Origin of the sequence: Agromyces sp. PvR057 (assembly GCF_040547485.1) — a bacterium.
In the GTDB taxonomy this organism is placed as follows: Bacteria; Actinomycetota; Actinomycetes; order Actinomycetales; family Microbacteriaceae; genus Agromyces.
The window spans coordinates 180,684-196,014 of record NZ_JBEPPT010000003.1 but is presented as its reverse complement, the minus strand read 5'-3'; the positions used below and the strand labels follow the sequence as shown (position 1 = coordinate 196,014).

The window sequence follows — 15,331 nt, the reverse complement described above, 5'->3', positions numbered from 1 at the left end:
TGTTCCTTCGGGTTGGGTGGGCACAGCTTGCCCGGGTGCCGCTTGACGAGATTCGACGTCTGATCCGGCTTGCCGCGGGCCGTGGGGGAGTCGGAGCCATCCACATCGAAGCCGTCCGGTTCCAAGCGGCCTCGGGGAGCCTATTCCTGCTGTGGGAATCAGGAACAGCCCCCTTCGTGGGGGGGCGACGCCGCAACGGCCGCCACGCCATCCGATCCAGTGAACCCGGTGCTCAGCGAGCCGAGCGCCGCCACCTGATGAACGGCAGCGCCGACAGCACGCAGCTGACCGCCGGCACGATCGTGAGCGCCAGGAACACCGTCTTCTGCATCTCGGGCGTCACGTCGACGCCGCGCTCGTAGCCGGCGATGACGACGAACACGCCGAACACGAGCACGGCGAGCGCGTTCATGATCTTCGACACGAACGTGAGCGACGCGAACGAGATGCCGTCGTTGCGCACCCCGAGGCGGCGCTCGGCATCGTCGACCGAGTCGGCGATCATCGTCGCCTGCGTCACGAGGAACACGCCGAGCATGAGTCCGGTGAGGAAGATGAACACGAGCAGCACCGCGAGGTTCGCGAAGCCGACGACGAACATCAGCAGGTAGAGCGCGGCCGCGATGAACGAGCTCCACACCATCACGCGTCGTGCCGACATCCGGCGCAGCAGCAGCGGGCTGGTGAACGACGAGATCACCATGCCGACGATGATCGCCGCGCCGACGAGGGTGAATGCGCCCTCGTCGCCGTAGGCGATCACGACGAAGAGCGCGCCGCCCGCCTGCACGATGAAGCGTCCGAAGCCGAGCACCGACGCGAGCAGCACGGTCAGCAGCGCCGTGTTCTTGAAGAGGGTCGTGACGAGCTGGCGAACGCTGAGGCCGTCGGATGCCGCGGCGGTCTTGCGTTCGCGCGTGAAGAAGAACGCGAGCAGGAACACGCCCATGCCGAGGAACGAGGTGAGGAACACGGCGCGCGTCCACCCGCTGCCGGTGGTCTCTGGGGCGAAGCTCAGCAGCTTCGCGATCCACGGCATGCCCAGGGTCGAGAGGCCGAGGGCGATCGAGCCGAAGGCGCGCACGCTGCCGATGACCCGCGTACGTCGGTCGGGTTCGACGAACGCCGAGCCGATGAGCCCCCAGAACGGCACGTCGCACACGGTGTACGCGAGGCTCCAGAGGATGTACGTGACGCCGAAGAACGCGATCTTCGCCGGCTCCTCGACGTCGGGCACGGCGAACAGCAGGCCGGAGAGCACCGCGACCGGCGCCGCCGAGAACAGGATGTACGGGCGCAGCTTGCCCCACCGCGACCGGGTCATGTCGACGATGCTGCCCATCAGCGGGTCGAGCACGGCGTCGACGAACTTCGACACGGTGATGATCACGGTGACGGCCGCGAGCCCACCGCTGCTGATGCCGGCGTACTGCAGCAGGTACACGAGGATGAACGTCGACACCGTGGTGAGCACGAAGTTCTGGCCGAACCCCGCGGTGACGATGGCCCTCGCCTGCGTGCGCGGTGCGATCGTCGTCTGCATGGCCTGGCTCACGGGCGGGTCTCCAACCGGATGGTCTTGATCTCGAAGGGGCCGAACTCGAGCCGCTCGAGGTCGACGTCTTCGCCGGCGCCGGCCGGTCGTTCGAGCAGGTCGGTCTCGACGGCGGTGAACGTGCCGGTGACGGATGCCGCAGCATCCGTTGGGGCCGGTGGAGTGGCGGCCCCCATGGAGACCCGCGGAAGCGCCACCCGCAGCGCGGTCGTCGTCGCCCGCCCGAGGCTCTCGTACAGCCGCAGCACGACGCCGTCGCCGTGCTCGGCACGCTTCACCGTCTCGATGATGACGCCGGGGTCGTCGACGGATACGGCTGGCTCGAAGGGCGCGGCATCCGTCACCTGCAGCGGGTTGTTCAACCGGTACGCCTCGCGCACGACCTTCGCGAGGTCGCCCGTCGCGAACGGCGTGAACGCGTAGGTGAAGCGATGGATGCCGCGGTCGGCCGTCTTGTCGGGAAAGGTCGGGGCGCGCAGCAGGTTCAGGCTCAACAGCCCGTTCTTGGCGCGGTGGCCGTACTTCGCGTCGTTGAGCAGGGCGAAGCCGCCGCCGGAGTCCTCGGTGGCGATCCACTTGTGCGCGCAGACCTCGAACTGCGCCTGCTCGACCGAATCGCGTTCGGTCGTGACGCGCTCGATGTGCCCGAACTGGATCTCGCAGCGCACGGTGTCGCCGAAGTGCGCCGGCCGGAACTCGGCGCGCAGCATGCGGTGCTTCTCGTGCCAGTCGACCTCGGTCTCGAAGCGCACCACGTCGCTGCCGGCCTCGAGCACGATCCGCTGGCGAACCGTCACCGCGCGCGAGCGGTACTCCTGCGTGCGCCACACGGTCGGGCCGTCCATGCCGGATTCCACATGCGACAGACGCAGCACGCGCGTCGGCCGCTTCACGTAGTCGGGGTTGATGTCCCACGCGTTGAACGGCCAGACGTACGGGTCTCGGTGCACGACCAGGCGGTTGAGCCCGGCCTCCGCATGCTCGGCGCCGTCGGCATCGCGGCACGACACGATCACGCCGTCGGCGTCGAACCGCAGGGTGAGCAGGCCGTTGCCCAGGCCGTGGTCGGTGACGGCGAGGTCGGATGCCGCGTCGGCCGGTCGCAGCACGGCCGCGGCGTACGGTCCGACCTCCGCCCGATACCAGCCGTCGTCCACCTTGACGATCTCGTCGCGCGCGTGGCTCGTGAGGTTGAGGGCGGTGCGCGGCGAGGTGACGGGTGCGCTCGACGTCGCGCCCGCGGCATCCGCTCGCGGGTAACCTCCTGAACCAGAACCACTGCCCGAGCGCTGCGGGAGCCGCCCGACGAGCTCGGCTGCATACACGTCGAGCTCGCGCTCGATGCGCTCGTACGTGGCGATCGCCTCGCGGTTGACGCGAGCGATCGACGAGCCGGGGATGATGTCGTGGAACTGGTTCAGCAGCACCTCGCGCCAGTGCGCGGCGAGCACCGGCCGGTGGTCGTCGCCGGTGAGCACGGCCAGCGCCTCGACCTCGTGCAGCTTGCGCTCGACGAGTCGGTTGTGGCGCTTGATCTGAGCCTGCGTCGTGTACGTGCCCTGGTGGGTCTCGAGGTAGAGCTCGCCCACGTGGGTGTGGGCGATGTCGCGCTGCTCGAGCCGGCGGAAGAAGTCGCCCGCCGTCGACATCCGCACCTTCGGCAGTCCGCGCAGGTCGCGTTCGCGGTCGGTGAGCTCGTGGTGGATCTCGTTCGGGCCGCCGCCGCCGTCGCCCGAGCCGTACACGAGCAGGGCGGTCTCGAGGGCCTTCTCGGGGTAGCGCGCGAGCCCGGTCAGCAGGTTGTCGGCGCCCGCGCGGCTGTTGTAGTCGCCCTCGGGCGGCATGTGCACGAGCACGCTCGACCCGTCGATGCCCTGCCAGGTGAACGTGCGGTGCGGGAAGTCGTTCGTCTTGTTCCACGCGAGCTTGATGGTCTGGAACCAGTCCATGCCGCTCTTCTTGAGGATCTGGGGCAGGTTGCCGTTGTAGCCGAACGTGTCTGGCAGCCAGCACAGCCGCAACTGCTCGTCGGTGAGCCCGAACTGCTCCTGCAGGAACCCGCGGCCGACGAGCGCCTGGCGCACGAGCGACTCCCCCGACGGCAGGTTCGTGTCGGGTTCGACCCAGAACGAGCCCTGCAGTTCCATGCGGCCGTCGGCGACAGCCGCCTTCATGCGATCGAAGAGGGCCGGATGCTCCTGCTGCATCCAGTGCATCTGCTGCGGCTGGCTCGTGCCGTACACGTAGTCGGGTCGGCGCTCGAGGGCGTTCATCGCACGCACGTAGGTGCGGGCCGACTTGCGATGCGTCTCGCGAAGCGGCCAGAGCCACGCCATGTCGAGGTGCCCGTGGCCGACGGCGTCGTAGGTGAAGTCGCTCGTCGACGGCGCGGCGAGCGCAGGAGCGAGTGCGCTCCTCGCGCCCGCGAGGTCGCCGCCCTTGAACGCGGCCCAGGCCGACGAGAGGTCGCGCCGCAGTTCGGACGCCAGCGCCGCGTCATCCGTCGCGTCCGCGAGCACGACGAGCGTCAGGTAGTCGTAATAGAAGGAGTACGCCTCGTCGTCGCGAGTCGCGAGCTGGGCTCCGTGATACCGGCCGCGGCCCACCTCGTAGAGGATGAACCCGTTGTAGGCGACGTCGGCGTAGAACTCGATGCGGCCGTTCGAGACGTCGACGCCCTGGATCGGCCGGTACCGGCCGCCGCTGTGCGGGTGATCGCCCTGCTGGAAGACCGTGCTCACCGAGTCGAGCAGCTCGCCCGCAGGCGAGTACACCAGCCCCTCTCCCCGGATGCCGAGCAGCACCACCGGGTTCTCGACCCCGGCCGGCACCTCGCCGGTGATCCGCAGCCAGGCGCAGTCGAACACGCCGCCCCACGCCGACCCGGGCCGGAGCGGCTCGAACCGGGATCGGTCGACGTCGGCGAACGCGATCGGCTCCGACGAGCGCACGATCTCGGCGTGCAGCGGAGCCACGCGACGGTAGATGCGACGACGGATGGCTCGCAGTCGCCGGTACTCGGCCGGCTGGCGCGCCGCGAGCCCGAACAGGAAATCGCCGAACCCCATGTGCCGCCTCCAGATCAGGTCGATCACCTCATGGCCCGGCCGCGTCGGTGCGGCGCGATGGGGGTGTCGCCGCAGCAGTCTAGGTCAGGGACGGGCTGCGGACCGAGGGCGCGGGCGCGTCCGGATCCCTGCGCGCGTCGATGAGGAGGCGTACGTTGGTTCCATGACCGATGACACGAGCACCGAAGTCGAATACATCGCCGAGTACGTCGACGGACCGCTGGCCGGTACGGCCGACCGTCGCGTGCTCATCGACGGCGCGATCGAACAGCGCGTCTCGACGGTCGCCGCCGTGCAGGGCATCGAGTCGATCTTCTGGTACGTCGCGGGCGACGAGCGCACCGTCGGCGACGAGCGGTACGTGAAGTACCACTTCGACCCGTCCGAGAGCGACCCGGTGCAGGCCGAGCCCGACGAGGAATCCCTCTGAGCGATCCTCTTCGGTAACCCCCCAAGTCGGGAGCCGGATGCCGCGGGCGACCGCGGGTGCCCGTGACGCGCCCCGGGGTGGGTACCGTTGTCATGTGACACCTTCAGCTGCGGCATCCGATGCCTCCCTTCCCCACGTCGTGATCGTCGGCGGCGGCTTCGCCGGCGTGAACGCGGCGAAGGCCCTCGCGAAGGCGCCCGTGCGCATCACGCTCATCGACCGCCGGGTGTACAACACCTTCCAGCCGCTGCTCTACCAGGTGGCCACCGGCGGCCTGAACCCGGGCGATGTCACCCACTTCCTGCGGAGCCTCCGCATGCACCAGCCCAACCTCGACATCGTGCACGAGCACCTGATGGAGATCGACCCCGAGGCCAGGTCGGTGCGCCTGCTCGACGGCAAGACGATCGACTACGACTACCTCGTGCTCGCGAACGGCGTGACGACCGCCTACTTCGGCACGCCGGGCGCCAAGGAGCACGCGTTCGCGGTGTACTCGCGGTCGCAGGCGATCCGCATCCGCGACACCCTGTTCACGCGGCTCGAGCTCGCGACCCAGCAGGAGGGTCGCACCGACGGCCTGCACGTGGTGGTCGTCGGCGGCGGCGCGACCGGCGTCGAGATGGCCGGATCGCTCGCGGAGCTCCGCGACCAGGGCCTGCGGCCCGCGTACCCCGAACTCGACGGCGAGGCCTTCCGCATCACGATCGTGCAGCGCGGGCAGGAGCTGCTGAAGCCGTTCATGCCGAAGCTGCGCAGCTACGCCGCCGCCCAGCTCGGCAAGCGCGACGTCGAGCTCTGCCTCGGCGCCGGCGTCGCCGAGGTGCAGGAGCGGGCGGTCGTGCTCACCGACGGGCGATCGATCCCGTCCGACATGACCGTCTGGGCGACGGGCGTCGCTCCCCACGAAGAGGTGCAGTACTGGAGCCTGCCGCTCGACGGGAACGGCCGCATCCGGGTCGGCGAAGACCTGCAGGTCGACGGCCTGCCCGGCGTCTTCGCGGCCGGCGACGTCGCGATCGCCCCGCAGGACCTCCCCCAGCTCGCGCAGCCGGCCATCCAGGGCGGCCGGCACATCGGCAGGCAGATCATCCGGATCCTCGCCGGCCAGCCCACCGAGCGGTTCGAGTACCACGACAAGGGCCAGCTGGCGATCATCGGGCGCCGGTCCGCGGTCGGCGAGATCCCCGGCCTCGCGAGCCTGCCCGTGCTGCACGCGATGGGGTTCCTGGGCCGCATGCCCGGATTCCGACGCCTCATCGGCCTCACCGGCTACACGGCCTGGGCCGCGTGGCTCTTCGTGCACATCAACAGCCTGCTCGGATCGCGCAACCGGCTCAGCACGATGGTCGGGCTCTGGGCGCGCTACGGATTCCGTCGTTGGCGCACGCCCGTGCCGATCGTCGGCGACGTGCCCGCCATCCGCCCCTCGAAGGCGGAGCGCCTGCGACTCACGCCCGAGCAGCTCAAGGCGACCGAGGCGGCGCTCGCGTCGGATCGCGCCGACGAGGTCATCAAGGTCGAGTCGCCGGCCGAGTCGAACACCACCGTCGCACCGGTCGACTAGCCTCCGCCGGTCAGGACCCCTCCGCCGGTCGAGGAGCGAAGCGTCTCGAGACCAGCGCCTCGGCCCCCTGCCCCAGCCTCAGAGCACCGGCCGCCCGATGCGGCTCGACAACGCCGTGCCCGCGAGCACGCCGAGCGAGATCGCGACCATCGTCGCGAGCGTCGTGACGAGCGAGCTCGACCCGGTCGCCTCCCCGCCGAGCACCGTCGCGACGCCGACGAGCCCGAGTGCTCCCGGCACGAGCAGCCAGAAGGCCGGCATGAAGCTCACGAGCGCAGGTGGCCCTGACGGCTGCCGCGCGACGATCGCCGTCACGGGCGTGACCACGAGTGCGCCGATGAGCGCCGAGAGCACGCCGCCGAAGAACACGGCGCCGAGCACCTGGGCGCCGTAGGCGACGTAGAGCACCACGAGGATCCAGCCCAGCGACCCCCGCGGCCCGCACTGGTAGACGACGATGCCCACGCCGAACAGGGCGACGGCGATCCACGGCGCGATGACGCCGAGCGCCGTCGCCGAACCCGTCGCCTCGATCGCGGGGACGCCGACCAGGGCGCCCGCCGCGACGATGCCGACGCTGAGGAGCACGAGCTGCATCGCCCCGGCCGCGAGCCGCCCGGCGCCCGAGAGCATCTGGCCGGTCGCGAGCTCGATCGTGCCGACCGTGAGCAGCGCGCCCGGCAGCAGCACCACGAGCGGAGCGATGAGGGCCGGCAGCACGCCGGAGTCGAGTCCGAGACGCAGGCCGAGCAGCACGACGATCGCCACGGTGAAGGCGATGCCGACCGACAGCAGCGCGCGATAGCGCCCCGAGAGCCGCTCGCCGGCCAGCAGCGCCGCACCGACGCCGGCGCCGAGGATGCCCGCGAACACGACCCCCGTCCACGAGGCCCCGAGCAGCACCGAGAGCCCGGCGCTCAGCAGCACGTACGCGGCACCCCGCTGCACCGGCGAGTACGGGCGAGGACGCTCGCGCATGCGGCGGATCCGCTCCTGGATCTCGTCGGGCGCGGCCGTGCCCGCTCGTGCCGCGTCGACGATGTCCTGCAGCTCGTCGACCTGGTGCAGCAGCAGCGTCCGCTCCCCGCTCGTCACGGCCCCGGTGCTCGTCGTGCCGATGCCGCGCGCCGAGACGAGCAGCGCGGTCGGGAAGACGACGATCCCGGTGTCGGCCATGCCGTTCGCGCGGCCGACGTCCTCGAGGGTCTGGCGGATCGTGGTGACCGAGTATCCGGCGTCCGTCATCGCCTCGCCGATGTCCTCCATCGCGGCGAGCGTGGCGGCGGCATCGACGTCTGGCGCACCACCGCCGGCCGACGCCGACGGCACCGCCGGCGTACCGGTGACGATCGCACCGTCGACCGCCGCGACATCCCTCCCCCGACTCCGCACCATGAGGAGGATCCCGGCTGCGACGACGAGCACGATCGCCGCGATCACCCACGTGAGCACCGACGTCGTCGGGTCGGCGGCGGCGGGCGGCACCGCGGGCACCAGCGTCGGCACCGGCGTCTCGGTCGGGGGTTGCGTCGGCTCGGCGGTCTGCGTCGGCTCCGCGGTCTCGGGCGGCGTCGTCGGCTCCTCCGTCGGCTCCGTCGTCGGCGGCGGCGTGGAGGGCGCCGGGTCGTCGGACTCGATCGGATCCGGGGTCGGCGTGGGAGTCGGGGTCGGCGTCGGGGTCGGCGTCGGGTCCTGCTCCGGCAGCGGTTCGGCCGGACGCCACTCGGCCGGGCGCCGCTCGGGCGCCCGTTGCTCCGGCAGCACCATCGCGACACGTTCGGTCGCGACATCCGCCGCGCTGATGACGGATGCCGCGGCGACCGCAGGAGAGGCGAGCAGGGCGGATGCCGCGCTCGCGCCCAGCGCGCAGACGAGCACGACGATGGCGGTCACGCGCCTCGGCCCCCGCGCGGATGCCGAAGCCCGCCGCGCGCGCATCACGGTGCCGGAGCGGAACTCCACGGTGCCCCCGATCCGCCGCGCCCCCGCACGACACGCGTCCAAGCGTAGGGCCGCACCCCGCGCAGCGCACGCTTCCGCGGCCGTCGGCGCCACCCGCGCTCGCTCCCGTTCCACGACGTGGCCGAAGAGGCCGGCCGACCCTTCGACGAGGAAGGATCGGCCGACCGCTGTCGAGCGCGGCGATCTACCCGCGGCCGCGCGCCTTCGACAATGCCTGCATCAGCTTCACGAACCCGAGGAACGCCATGACGGCGCCCGCGATGAGGCTGATCCAGCCCCACGGCGAGCTGCCTGGAGTCCCTGTGGCGTCGGCGATGACACCGCTGTTGAACAGGGTGACGGCACCGGCGATCGCACCGCAGATTCCGACGATGCAGATGATCGCCCAGATGATCGCTCGCATGATCAAGGGTTGCACAGTGCGAGCACCGTCGCGTTGTAGCCGACGTTCGGACGCCATGAGTCCAGGTTCCATGGCGTCTTCAGCTGCCCGGCGTTCCAGACATGGCAGATGAGTTGGTCGCGGTACTTCTGCGTCTCGTAGGTGCTCGGCACGATGGCCTTGTAGTTCGCGAAGATCGTGTCGTTCGAATAGAGGGGGAACTTGACCAATGCGGGGTAGACGCTGATGATCGTGCCCTGGCTCGAGCTGTTCTGCAGGATCTTCGTGTACATGAAGTTCCCGCCGTAGTTCACCGGGTCGGCGACCACGGGATACGCAACACCCTCCGCGCGGTGGTCGACGTGCTGCGTCAGCGTGTTTCCCTCCACCGAGTACCAGGTGTCAACATTCCGGCCGTTCGCGTCGAGCGCCCAGGGCAATGCGATGGTCACGGCGAGCTCGCCGTCCGAGTCGTAGCCGACCACACCGCCGTCGGCGAACAATTCGAGGGCAACGTCGTACTCGTACGAGAACGTGCTCGGTGAATCCGCGCCCTCGATCACGCTCGTGATGGTGACGCTCGCATCCGGGTTGACGAACACCACGGACGAACTGCCGTCACCGTGGTCGTAGCTGGCCGCTCCATCCGACACCTCCGCATCCGAGGACCCGGCTTCGGGAAGCGCCACTGAGAAGGTGGTGCCGTCCGCTGCTTCCGCCACGATCGGGTCATTCGAAGAGCCCGGAAGCGTCACCTCACCCTGCGCCAGGTCTGCCTCGACGCCGCTCGAGGTGTCCGCCAGCGGTGCAGCGCTGCCGACGAGGTCAGGGGCCGCTTCCGCTACCGCCGCGACCAGCTCGCTACCTGGACCGGCTTCAGCAGCGTTCGCCGGCAGAGCTCCAGCCGCGATCAACGCCACGACTGCAGCCGCCGTCGCGTAGGTGAGTGTTGTGCGCACCGCGCACCTCCGAATCATTCATTGGGACATGAAGCGGCGCCGACAGCAGCCGGAGGACGCCGAGCCGACTGGTGCTGTCTCAGCACGCAGAGCTGGATGTCCGATCGGTCGGGTGTCGACGCCATGTCTGTGCGGACGTTTCCGCAGACAACGCACAACGTATGGTCACCGCCCATCAGGGAGGCAGTCGTCACATGTGAGGACTTGCGCGGAGAACCCCTCGCCCGAATGAGCGTTCGTCACGTTTGATCAGGTGGACGTCGTTCGTCGCGCGACGGCGACGCGATCCGTCTGCATCACCCCATGCTCGGAGCGGCGGGGTCGGTCGACGGCCACTGCGCAGCACAGAGAACGGCCCGGAGCTCATCGAGATCCGGGCCGTTCCTGGTGTGTGCGCGAGGGGGGACTTGAACCCCCACACCCTTGCGAGTACTGGCACCTGAAGCCAGCGCGTCTGCCAATTCCGCCACTCGCGCAAATGTGGTCGCACCGTAATGCGTCCAGCCACGAGAGCCTAACATCTTGCGAGAGCAAAGGCCATTCGAGCCGGGAGGGCCCTGAGCGCGGCGCCCGCAGCCTCCGTGAATGCTCCGAACCCCGGCATCCGCCCTCGCGCTCGCGCACCCCGGCGCAATAGCATCGAACGGCTGGCCCCAGTGCCGCGACCGGCACGACGAAAGGACGGCCGTGACCTCGCCAGACACCCCCGAAACCCGACCCGACGCACCGGGCCGCACCGAGACGGACGACCACACGACCGACGACGCCCCCACCTCCCCGGCCGAGGTCGACCTCACCGGCGTCCGCGGCTGGCTCTTCGACCTCGACGGGGTGCTCACGCCCACGGCGATCGTGCACATGCACGCGTGGTCCCGGCTGTTCACGCCCTACCTCGAGGCGCACGGCGTTGCGCCGTACGTCGAGGGCGACTATTTCGCGTACATCGACGGCAAGCCCCGCTACGACGGCGTGCGCAGCCTGCTCGAGAGCCGCGGCATCCGCATTCCCGAGGGCGAGGTGACCGACGGGCCGGAGGTCGACACCGTGCACGGCCTCGGCAACCGCAAGAACGGCGCGTTCAACGCGACGCTCGCCGACGAGGGCGTCGCGCCCTATCCCGCGAGCGTCGCGTTCCTCGACGCGGTCATCGGCGCCGGATGCCGCGTGGCCGTCGTCTCGAGTTCGAAGAACGCCCCGTCGGTGCTGGCCGCAGCGGGCATCGACGACCGCTTCACGATCGTGGTCGACGGTCTCGTGGCCGCGCGCGAGGGCATCCGCGGAAAGCCGGCGCCCGACATGTTCGACCGGGCGGCCGAGCTGCTCGGGCTGCCGGCGACGGCATGCGCCGTGGTGGAAGACGCCGAGTCCGGCATCAGGGCCGGTGCCGACGGCGACTTCGCGCTCGTGGTGGGCGTCGATCGCGGCGTCGGCCGCGACACGCTGCGCGAGCTCGGCGCCGACGTCATCGTCGACGAGCTCGACGAGCTGCTGCCGGCGGTCGAACGCGCGGCAGCCACGCGCATGACATCTGAGAACCCAGACGAAAGGGCCGCCGAATGAGGTTCGCCGACACCGACCCCCTCGACCGCAACCGGTTCTCGATCGACGAGTGGGCACTCGTCGAGAACGAGTTCGGCGTCGACGACATGGGGCGCACCGAGACCCTGTTCGCCGTCGGCAACGGCTACCTCGGCCTGCGGGGCAACATCGAGGAGGGCCGCGACGGCCACCTGCACGGCACCTTCGTGAACGGGTTCCACGAGACCTGGCCGATCCGTCACGCCGAGGAGGCGTTCGGATTCGCGCGCGTCGGGCAGACGATCGTGAACGCGCCCGACGCCAAGGTGATCCGCCTCTACGTCGACGACGAGCCCCTCGTGATCACGATCGCCGAGCTGATCGACTACGAGCGCCGCCTCGACTTCCGGCAGGGCGCGCTGTCGCGAGCCATCGTCTGGCGCACGCCGTCCGGCAAGCACGTGCGCATCACGAGCCGGCGCATGGTCTCGTTCACCGATCGCCATCTCGCCGTGCTCGACTACGAGGTCGAGATGCTCGACGCCGATGCGGCGGTCACGATCTCGAGCCAGATCCTCAACCGGCAGGACGGCCGCGACGAGTACCGCTCCGGCGTGCAGGAGGCGCCGAGCGCGTTCGACCCGCGCAAGGCGGAGATGTTCGCCGATCGCGTGCTGCAGCCCCGGGTGCAGCGACACGAGGGCGGTCGCTACATGCTCGGCTACCAGTGCACGAACTCCGGCATGACGATCGCGGTCGGCGTCGAGCACTCGATCGCCACCGAGAACGACTTCACCGAGTCCGGAACGATCGGCGACGACCTCGCGAAGCACATCTACCGTGTGCGCGCCGAGCAGGGCAAGCCGATCCGCATCACGAAGTACGTCAGCTACCACACGGCCCGCAAGGTGCCGTCCCGCGAGCTCGTCGACCGGTGCGACCGCACCCTCGACCGGGGTGCCGAACTGGGCGTCGCCGAGCTCTTCGAGCACCAGCGCGCGTGGCTCGACGACTTCTGGGAGCGGTCGGATGTCACGATCGACGGCGAGCCCGAGCTGCAGCAGGCCGTGCGGTGGAACCTCTTCCAGCTCGTGCAGGCCACCGCCCGGACCGATGGCGACGGCGTCGCCGCGAAGGGCGTCAGCGGATCCGGCTACGGCGGTCACTACTTCTGGGACACCGAGATCTACGTCATGCCGTTCCTCAGCTTCACGGCGCCGATCGTGGCGCGCAACGTGCTGCGGTTCCGCCAGCGCATGCTCGACAACGCGCGCGCCAGGGCCCTCGAGCTGAACCAGCGCGGCGCCCTGTTCCCGTGGCGCACGATCAACGGGCTCGAATCGTCCGCCTACTACGCGGCGGGCACCGCGCAGTACCACATCGACGCCGACATCGCCTTCGCACTGTGCCAGTACGTGGCCGCGACCGGCGACACCGACTTCCTCGGGCGCGGGGCGATCGACGTGCTCGTCGAGACCGCGCGCATGTGGGAGGACCTCGGCTTCTGGCGATCCGGGGCGACGACCGACGACGTGTTCCACATCCACGGCGTGACCGGACCCGACGAGTACACCACCGTCGTGAACGACAACCTCTACACGAACGTGATGGCGAGGGCGAACCTCGCGTCCGCGGCATCCGCCGTCGACGGCCTGCAGTTGCGCGACCCCGTCGCGTACGCCAAGCTCGTCGCCCGCCTGGGCGTGACGCCCGGGGAGGTCGGCGAATGGCGTCGGGCCGCGGCGCACATGCACATCCCGTTCGACGAGCAGCTCGGCGTGCACCCGCAGGACTCGGCGTTCCTCGAGAAGGAGCTGTGGGACCTCGAGAACACGCCCGAGAGCAGCCGCCCGCTGCTGCTGCACTACCACCCGCTCGTGATCTACCGCTTCCAGGTGCTGAAGCAGGCCGATGTCGTGCTCGCACTGTACCTGCAGGGCGACCGCTTCTCGGCCGAGCAGAAGCTCGCCGACTTCGAGTACTACGACCCGCTGACCACGGGCGACTCGACGCTGTCGGCGGTCGTGCAGTCGATCATCGCCGCCGAGGTCGGGTACCACGACCTGGCGGTGCGCTACTTCCGCTCCGCGCTCTACGTCGACCTCGCCGACCTTCACCACAACGCGGCCGACGGCGTGCACGTCGCGTCCACGGGCGGCGTGTGGGGTGCGCTCGTCATGGGCTTCGGCGGATTCCGCGACCACGGCGGCCGGTTCACGTTCGATCCGCGCCTGCCCGACGGCTGGGAGCGGCTGACCTTCCGCATCGCGCTGCGCGGCACGCGCCTGCGCGTCTCGCTCGTGGCGGACTCGATCTCGTTCCACGTCGAGGAGGGCGATTTCGCCGAGGTCTCGGTGCGCGGCGAGAAGGTCCTCGTGAGGTCGGGCACGGATGTCTCGGTGCCGCTCGACGGCCACGGGCCGCGCCTCACGGGCGCTCCGCGCATGAAGGACGTCACCGGTTCGCGGCGTTCCGACGGCACGCTGCTGACGGCGTCGATCCCGACGCTCTCGCTCGACCTCGACTCCGACGAAACGGCGATTCCCGTGGATTGAGGAATCCCGTTCCCAGTGGAGCGGGCTAGCATGTCACACAATCACGGAACGGGATCGGGAGACCTGTGGGCCTACTGGACAACTTCGAGAAAGGTCTCGAACGCGCCGTCAACGGCGCCTTCGCGAAGACCTTTCGCTCGGGGCTGCAGCCCGTCGAGATCACCGCTGCGCTGAAGCGGGAGATCGACACGAAGGCGGCGGTCGTCTCACGCGATCGCGTACTCGTTCCCAACCAGTTCGTCGTGCGGATGTCGCAGGCCGACCACGAGCGCATGTCTGCCCTCGGCCCTGCCCTCACCGACGAACTCGTCGACCTCGTGCAGAAGCACGCCGCCAACCAGCACTTCCAGTTCGCCGGGGGCATCACGATCGCGCTCCGCGCCGACGAGGGCCTGGCCGAGGGCATGGTGCAGGTCGAATCCCGCAACGTGAAGGGGCAGGTCGCCTGGACCCCCGTCCTCGACATCGGCGGCACGCGGCATCCGATCATCAAGGGCCGCACGGTCATCGGCCGGGGCAGCGAGGCCGACATCACGATCGACGACTCCGGCGCCTCGCGCCGCCACGCCGAGGTGCAATGGGACGGCTCGCGCGCCCGCGTGCGAGACCTGGGCTCGACGAACGGCACGCAGCTCAACGGCGCCCGTGTCACCGAGGCGATCCTCGAACCCGACTCCGTGATCACGATCGGCCGCTCGCGTATCGTGTTCCGAGTGCTCGCCCAAGCCGCAACCCCCGTGCCCCGTGCCGACCCGGCAACCGAACGTCATGATGTCGGCGGGTTCTGGGGGCCGGCCGAATGAGCGAACTGACCCTGCTGGTCCTGCAACTCGGGTTCCTCCTCCTCCTGTGGGCGTTCATCTTCGCGATCGTCTACGCGCTGCGAAGCGACCTGTTCGGCCAGCGGGTGCGCAAGCTCCAGCCCGAGTCCGCAGCCGCGGCCCCCTCGCCGGCGGCGGCGTTCACGGCGGCAGCCGCAGGTGCGTCGGCGGCCGCCCCGACCTCGCCCGTCTCGCGGCAGTCCGCACCGGCATCCGGAAACGGCGCCCTGAAGCTCGTGATCACGAGCGGACAGAAGGCGGGCACCGAGTTCCCGCTCGGCCGCGACGAGATCACCATCGGCCGCTCGAGCGACTCGGCGATCATCATCCGCGACGACTACACGTCGACGCACCACGCGCGGATGATGCTCTGGAACGGCGAGTGGATGCTCCAGGACCTCGACTCGACCAACGGCACGTTCCTCGATGGATCCCGCGTCACCGTGCCGGTGAAGATCCCCATCGGAGCGACCATCAAGGTCGGAGCGACGACGTTCGAGCTGCGGCGGTAGCC

At 69.9% G+C, this 15,331-nt stretch carries 11 protein-coding genes and 1 tRNA gene; 6 read left to right on the top strand and 6 right to left on the bottom strand.

Features of this window, described 5'->3' with window-relative positions; all coding sequences use genetic code 11:
• Positions 1-232: 232 nt before the first annotated feature.
• Complete coding sequence (locus ABIC29_RS13615; protein ID WP_354246125.1) at positions 233-1,555, bottom strand: MFS transporter; 1,323 nt, start codon at positions 1,553-1,555, stop codon at positions 233-235.
• Positions 1,552-4,623: an alpha-mannosidase gene (locus ABIC29_RS13610; protein WP_354246123.1), complete on the bottom strand. Its 3,072-nt coding sequence runs from the start codon at positions 4,621-4,623 to the stop codon at positions 1,552-1,554. Before ABIC29_RS13610 ends, ABIC29_RS13615 begins: the two co-directional genes overlap by 4 nt.
• Before the next feature lie 163 nt (positions 4,624-4,786).
• Between ABIC29_RS13610 and ABIC29_RS13605 the strand changes: the two genes are divergently transcribed.
• A complete protein-coding gene (locus ABIC29_RS13605) occupies positions 4,787-5,053 on the top strand; it encodes a hypothetical protein (RefSeq protein ID WP_116080117.1) in 267 nt (88 codons plus the stop codon).
• Between the two features lie 94 nt (positions 5,054-5,147).
• Positions 5,148-6,620, top strand: coding sequence for an NAD(P)/FAD-dependent oxidoreductase (locus tag ABIC29_RS13600; RefSeq protein ID WP_354246120.1), 1,473 nt, complete (start codon positions 5,148-5,150; stop codon positions 6,618-6,620).
• 78 nt (positions 6,621-6,698) lie between these two features.
• Here the strand turns inward: ABIC29_RS13600 and ABIC29_RS13595 are convergent, their stop codons facing one another.
• From ABIC29_RS13595 to ABIC29_RS13580, 4 genes are all read right to left on the bottom strand, one after another.
• Positions 6,699-8,513, bottom strand: coding sequence for a threonine/serine exporter family protein (locus ABIC29_RS13595; protein ID WP_354246118.1), 1,815 nt, complete (start codon positions 8,511-8,513; stop codon positions 6,699-6,701).
• Between the two features lie 253 nt (positions 8,514-8,766).
• Positions 8,767-8,985 carry a hypothetical protein gene (locus tag ABIC29_RS13590; protein ID WP_354246115.1) on the bottom strand — a complete coding sequence of 73 codons (219 nt, stop codon included), beginning with the start codon at positions 8,983-8,985 and terminating at the stop codon, positions 8,767-8,769.
• A 2-nt stretch (positions 8,986-8,987) separates the two neighbouring features.
• Entirely contained in the window at positions 8,988-9,923 is a 936-nt protein-coding gene (locus ABIC29_RS13585; RefSeq protein WP_354246112.1) for a DUF2599 domain-containing protein, read from the bottom strand.
• 392 nt (positions 9,924-10,315) lie between these two features.
• Positions 10,316-10,399 (bottom strand) — tRNA-Leu (locus ABIC29_RS13580).
• Positions 10,400-10,508: 109 nt separating this feature from the next.
• Here ABIC29_RS13580 and ABIC29_RS13575 point away from each other — a divergent pair.
• The 4 genes from ABIC29_RS13575 (at position 10,509) to ABIC29_RS13560 (ending at position 15,329) form a co-directional block, all read left to right on the top strand.
• The gene (locus ABIC29_RS13575; protein WP_354246109.1) at positions 10,509-11,483 is read left to right on the top strand and encodes an HAD family hydrolase; all 975 of its coding nucleotides are present in this window, start codon (positions 10,509-10,511) and stop codon (positions 11,481-11,483) included.
• Complete coding sequence (locus ABIC29_RS13570) at positions 11,480-13,996, top strand: glycoside hydrolase family 65 protein (protein ID WP_116080112.1); 2,517 nt, start codon at positions 11,480-11,482, stop codon at positions 13,994-13,996. The genes ABIC29_RS13575 and ABIC29_RS13570 overlap by 4 nt, the downstream gene beginning before the upstream one ends.
• Before the next feature lie 65 nt (positions 13,997-14,061).
• Positions 14,062-14,799: an FHA domain-containing protein gene (locus tag ABIC29_RS13565; protein WP_116080111.1), complete on the top strand. Its 738-nt coding sequence runs from the start codon at positions 14,062-14,064 to the stop codon at positions 14,797-14,799.
• On the top strand, positions 14,796-15,329 hold the full coding sequence (locus tag ABIC29_RS13560; protein WP_354246104.1) for an FHA domain-containing protein FhaB/FipA: 534 nt from the start codon (positions 14,796-14,798) through the stop codon (positions 15,327-15,329). Before ABIC29_RS13565 ends, ABIC29_RS13560 begins: the two co-directional genes overlap by 4 nt.
• Positions 15,330-15,331 lie beyond the last annotated feature (2 nt).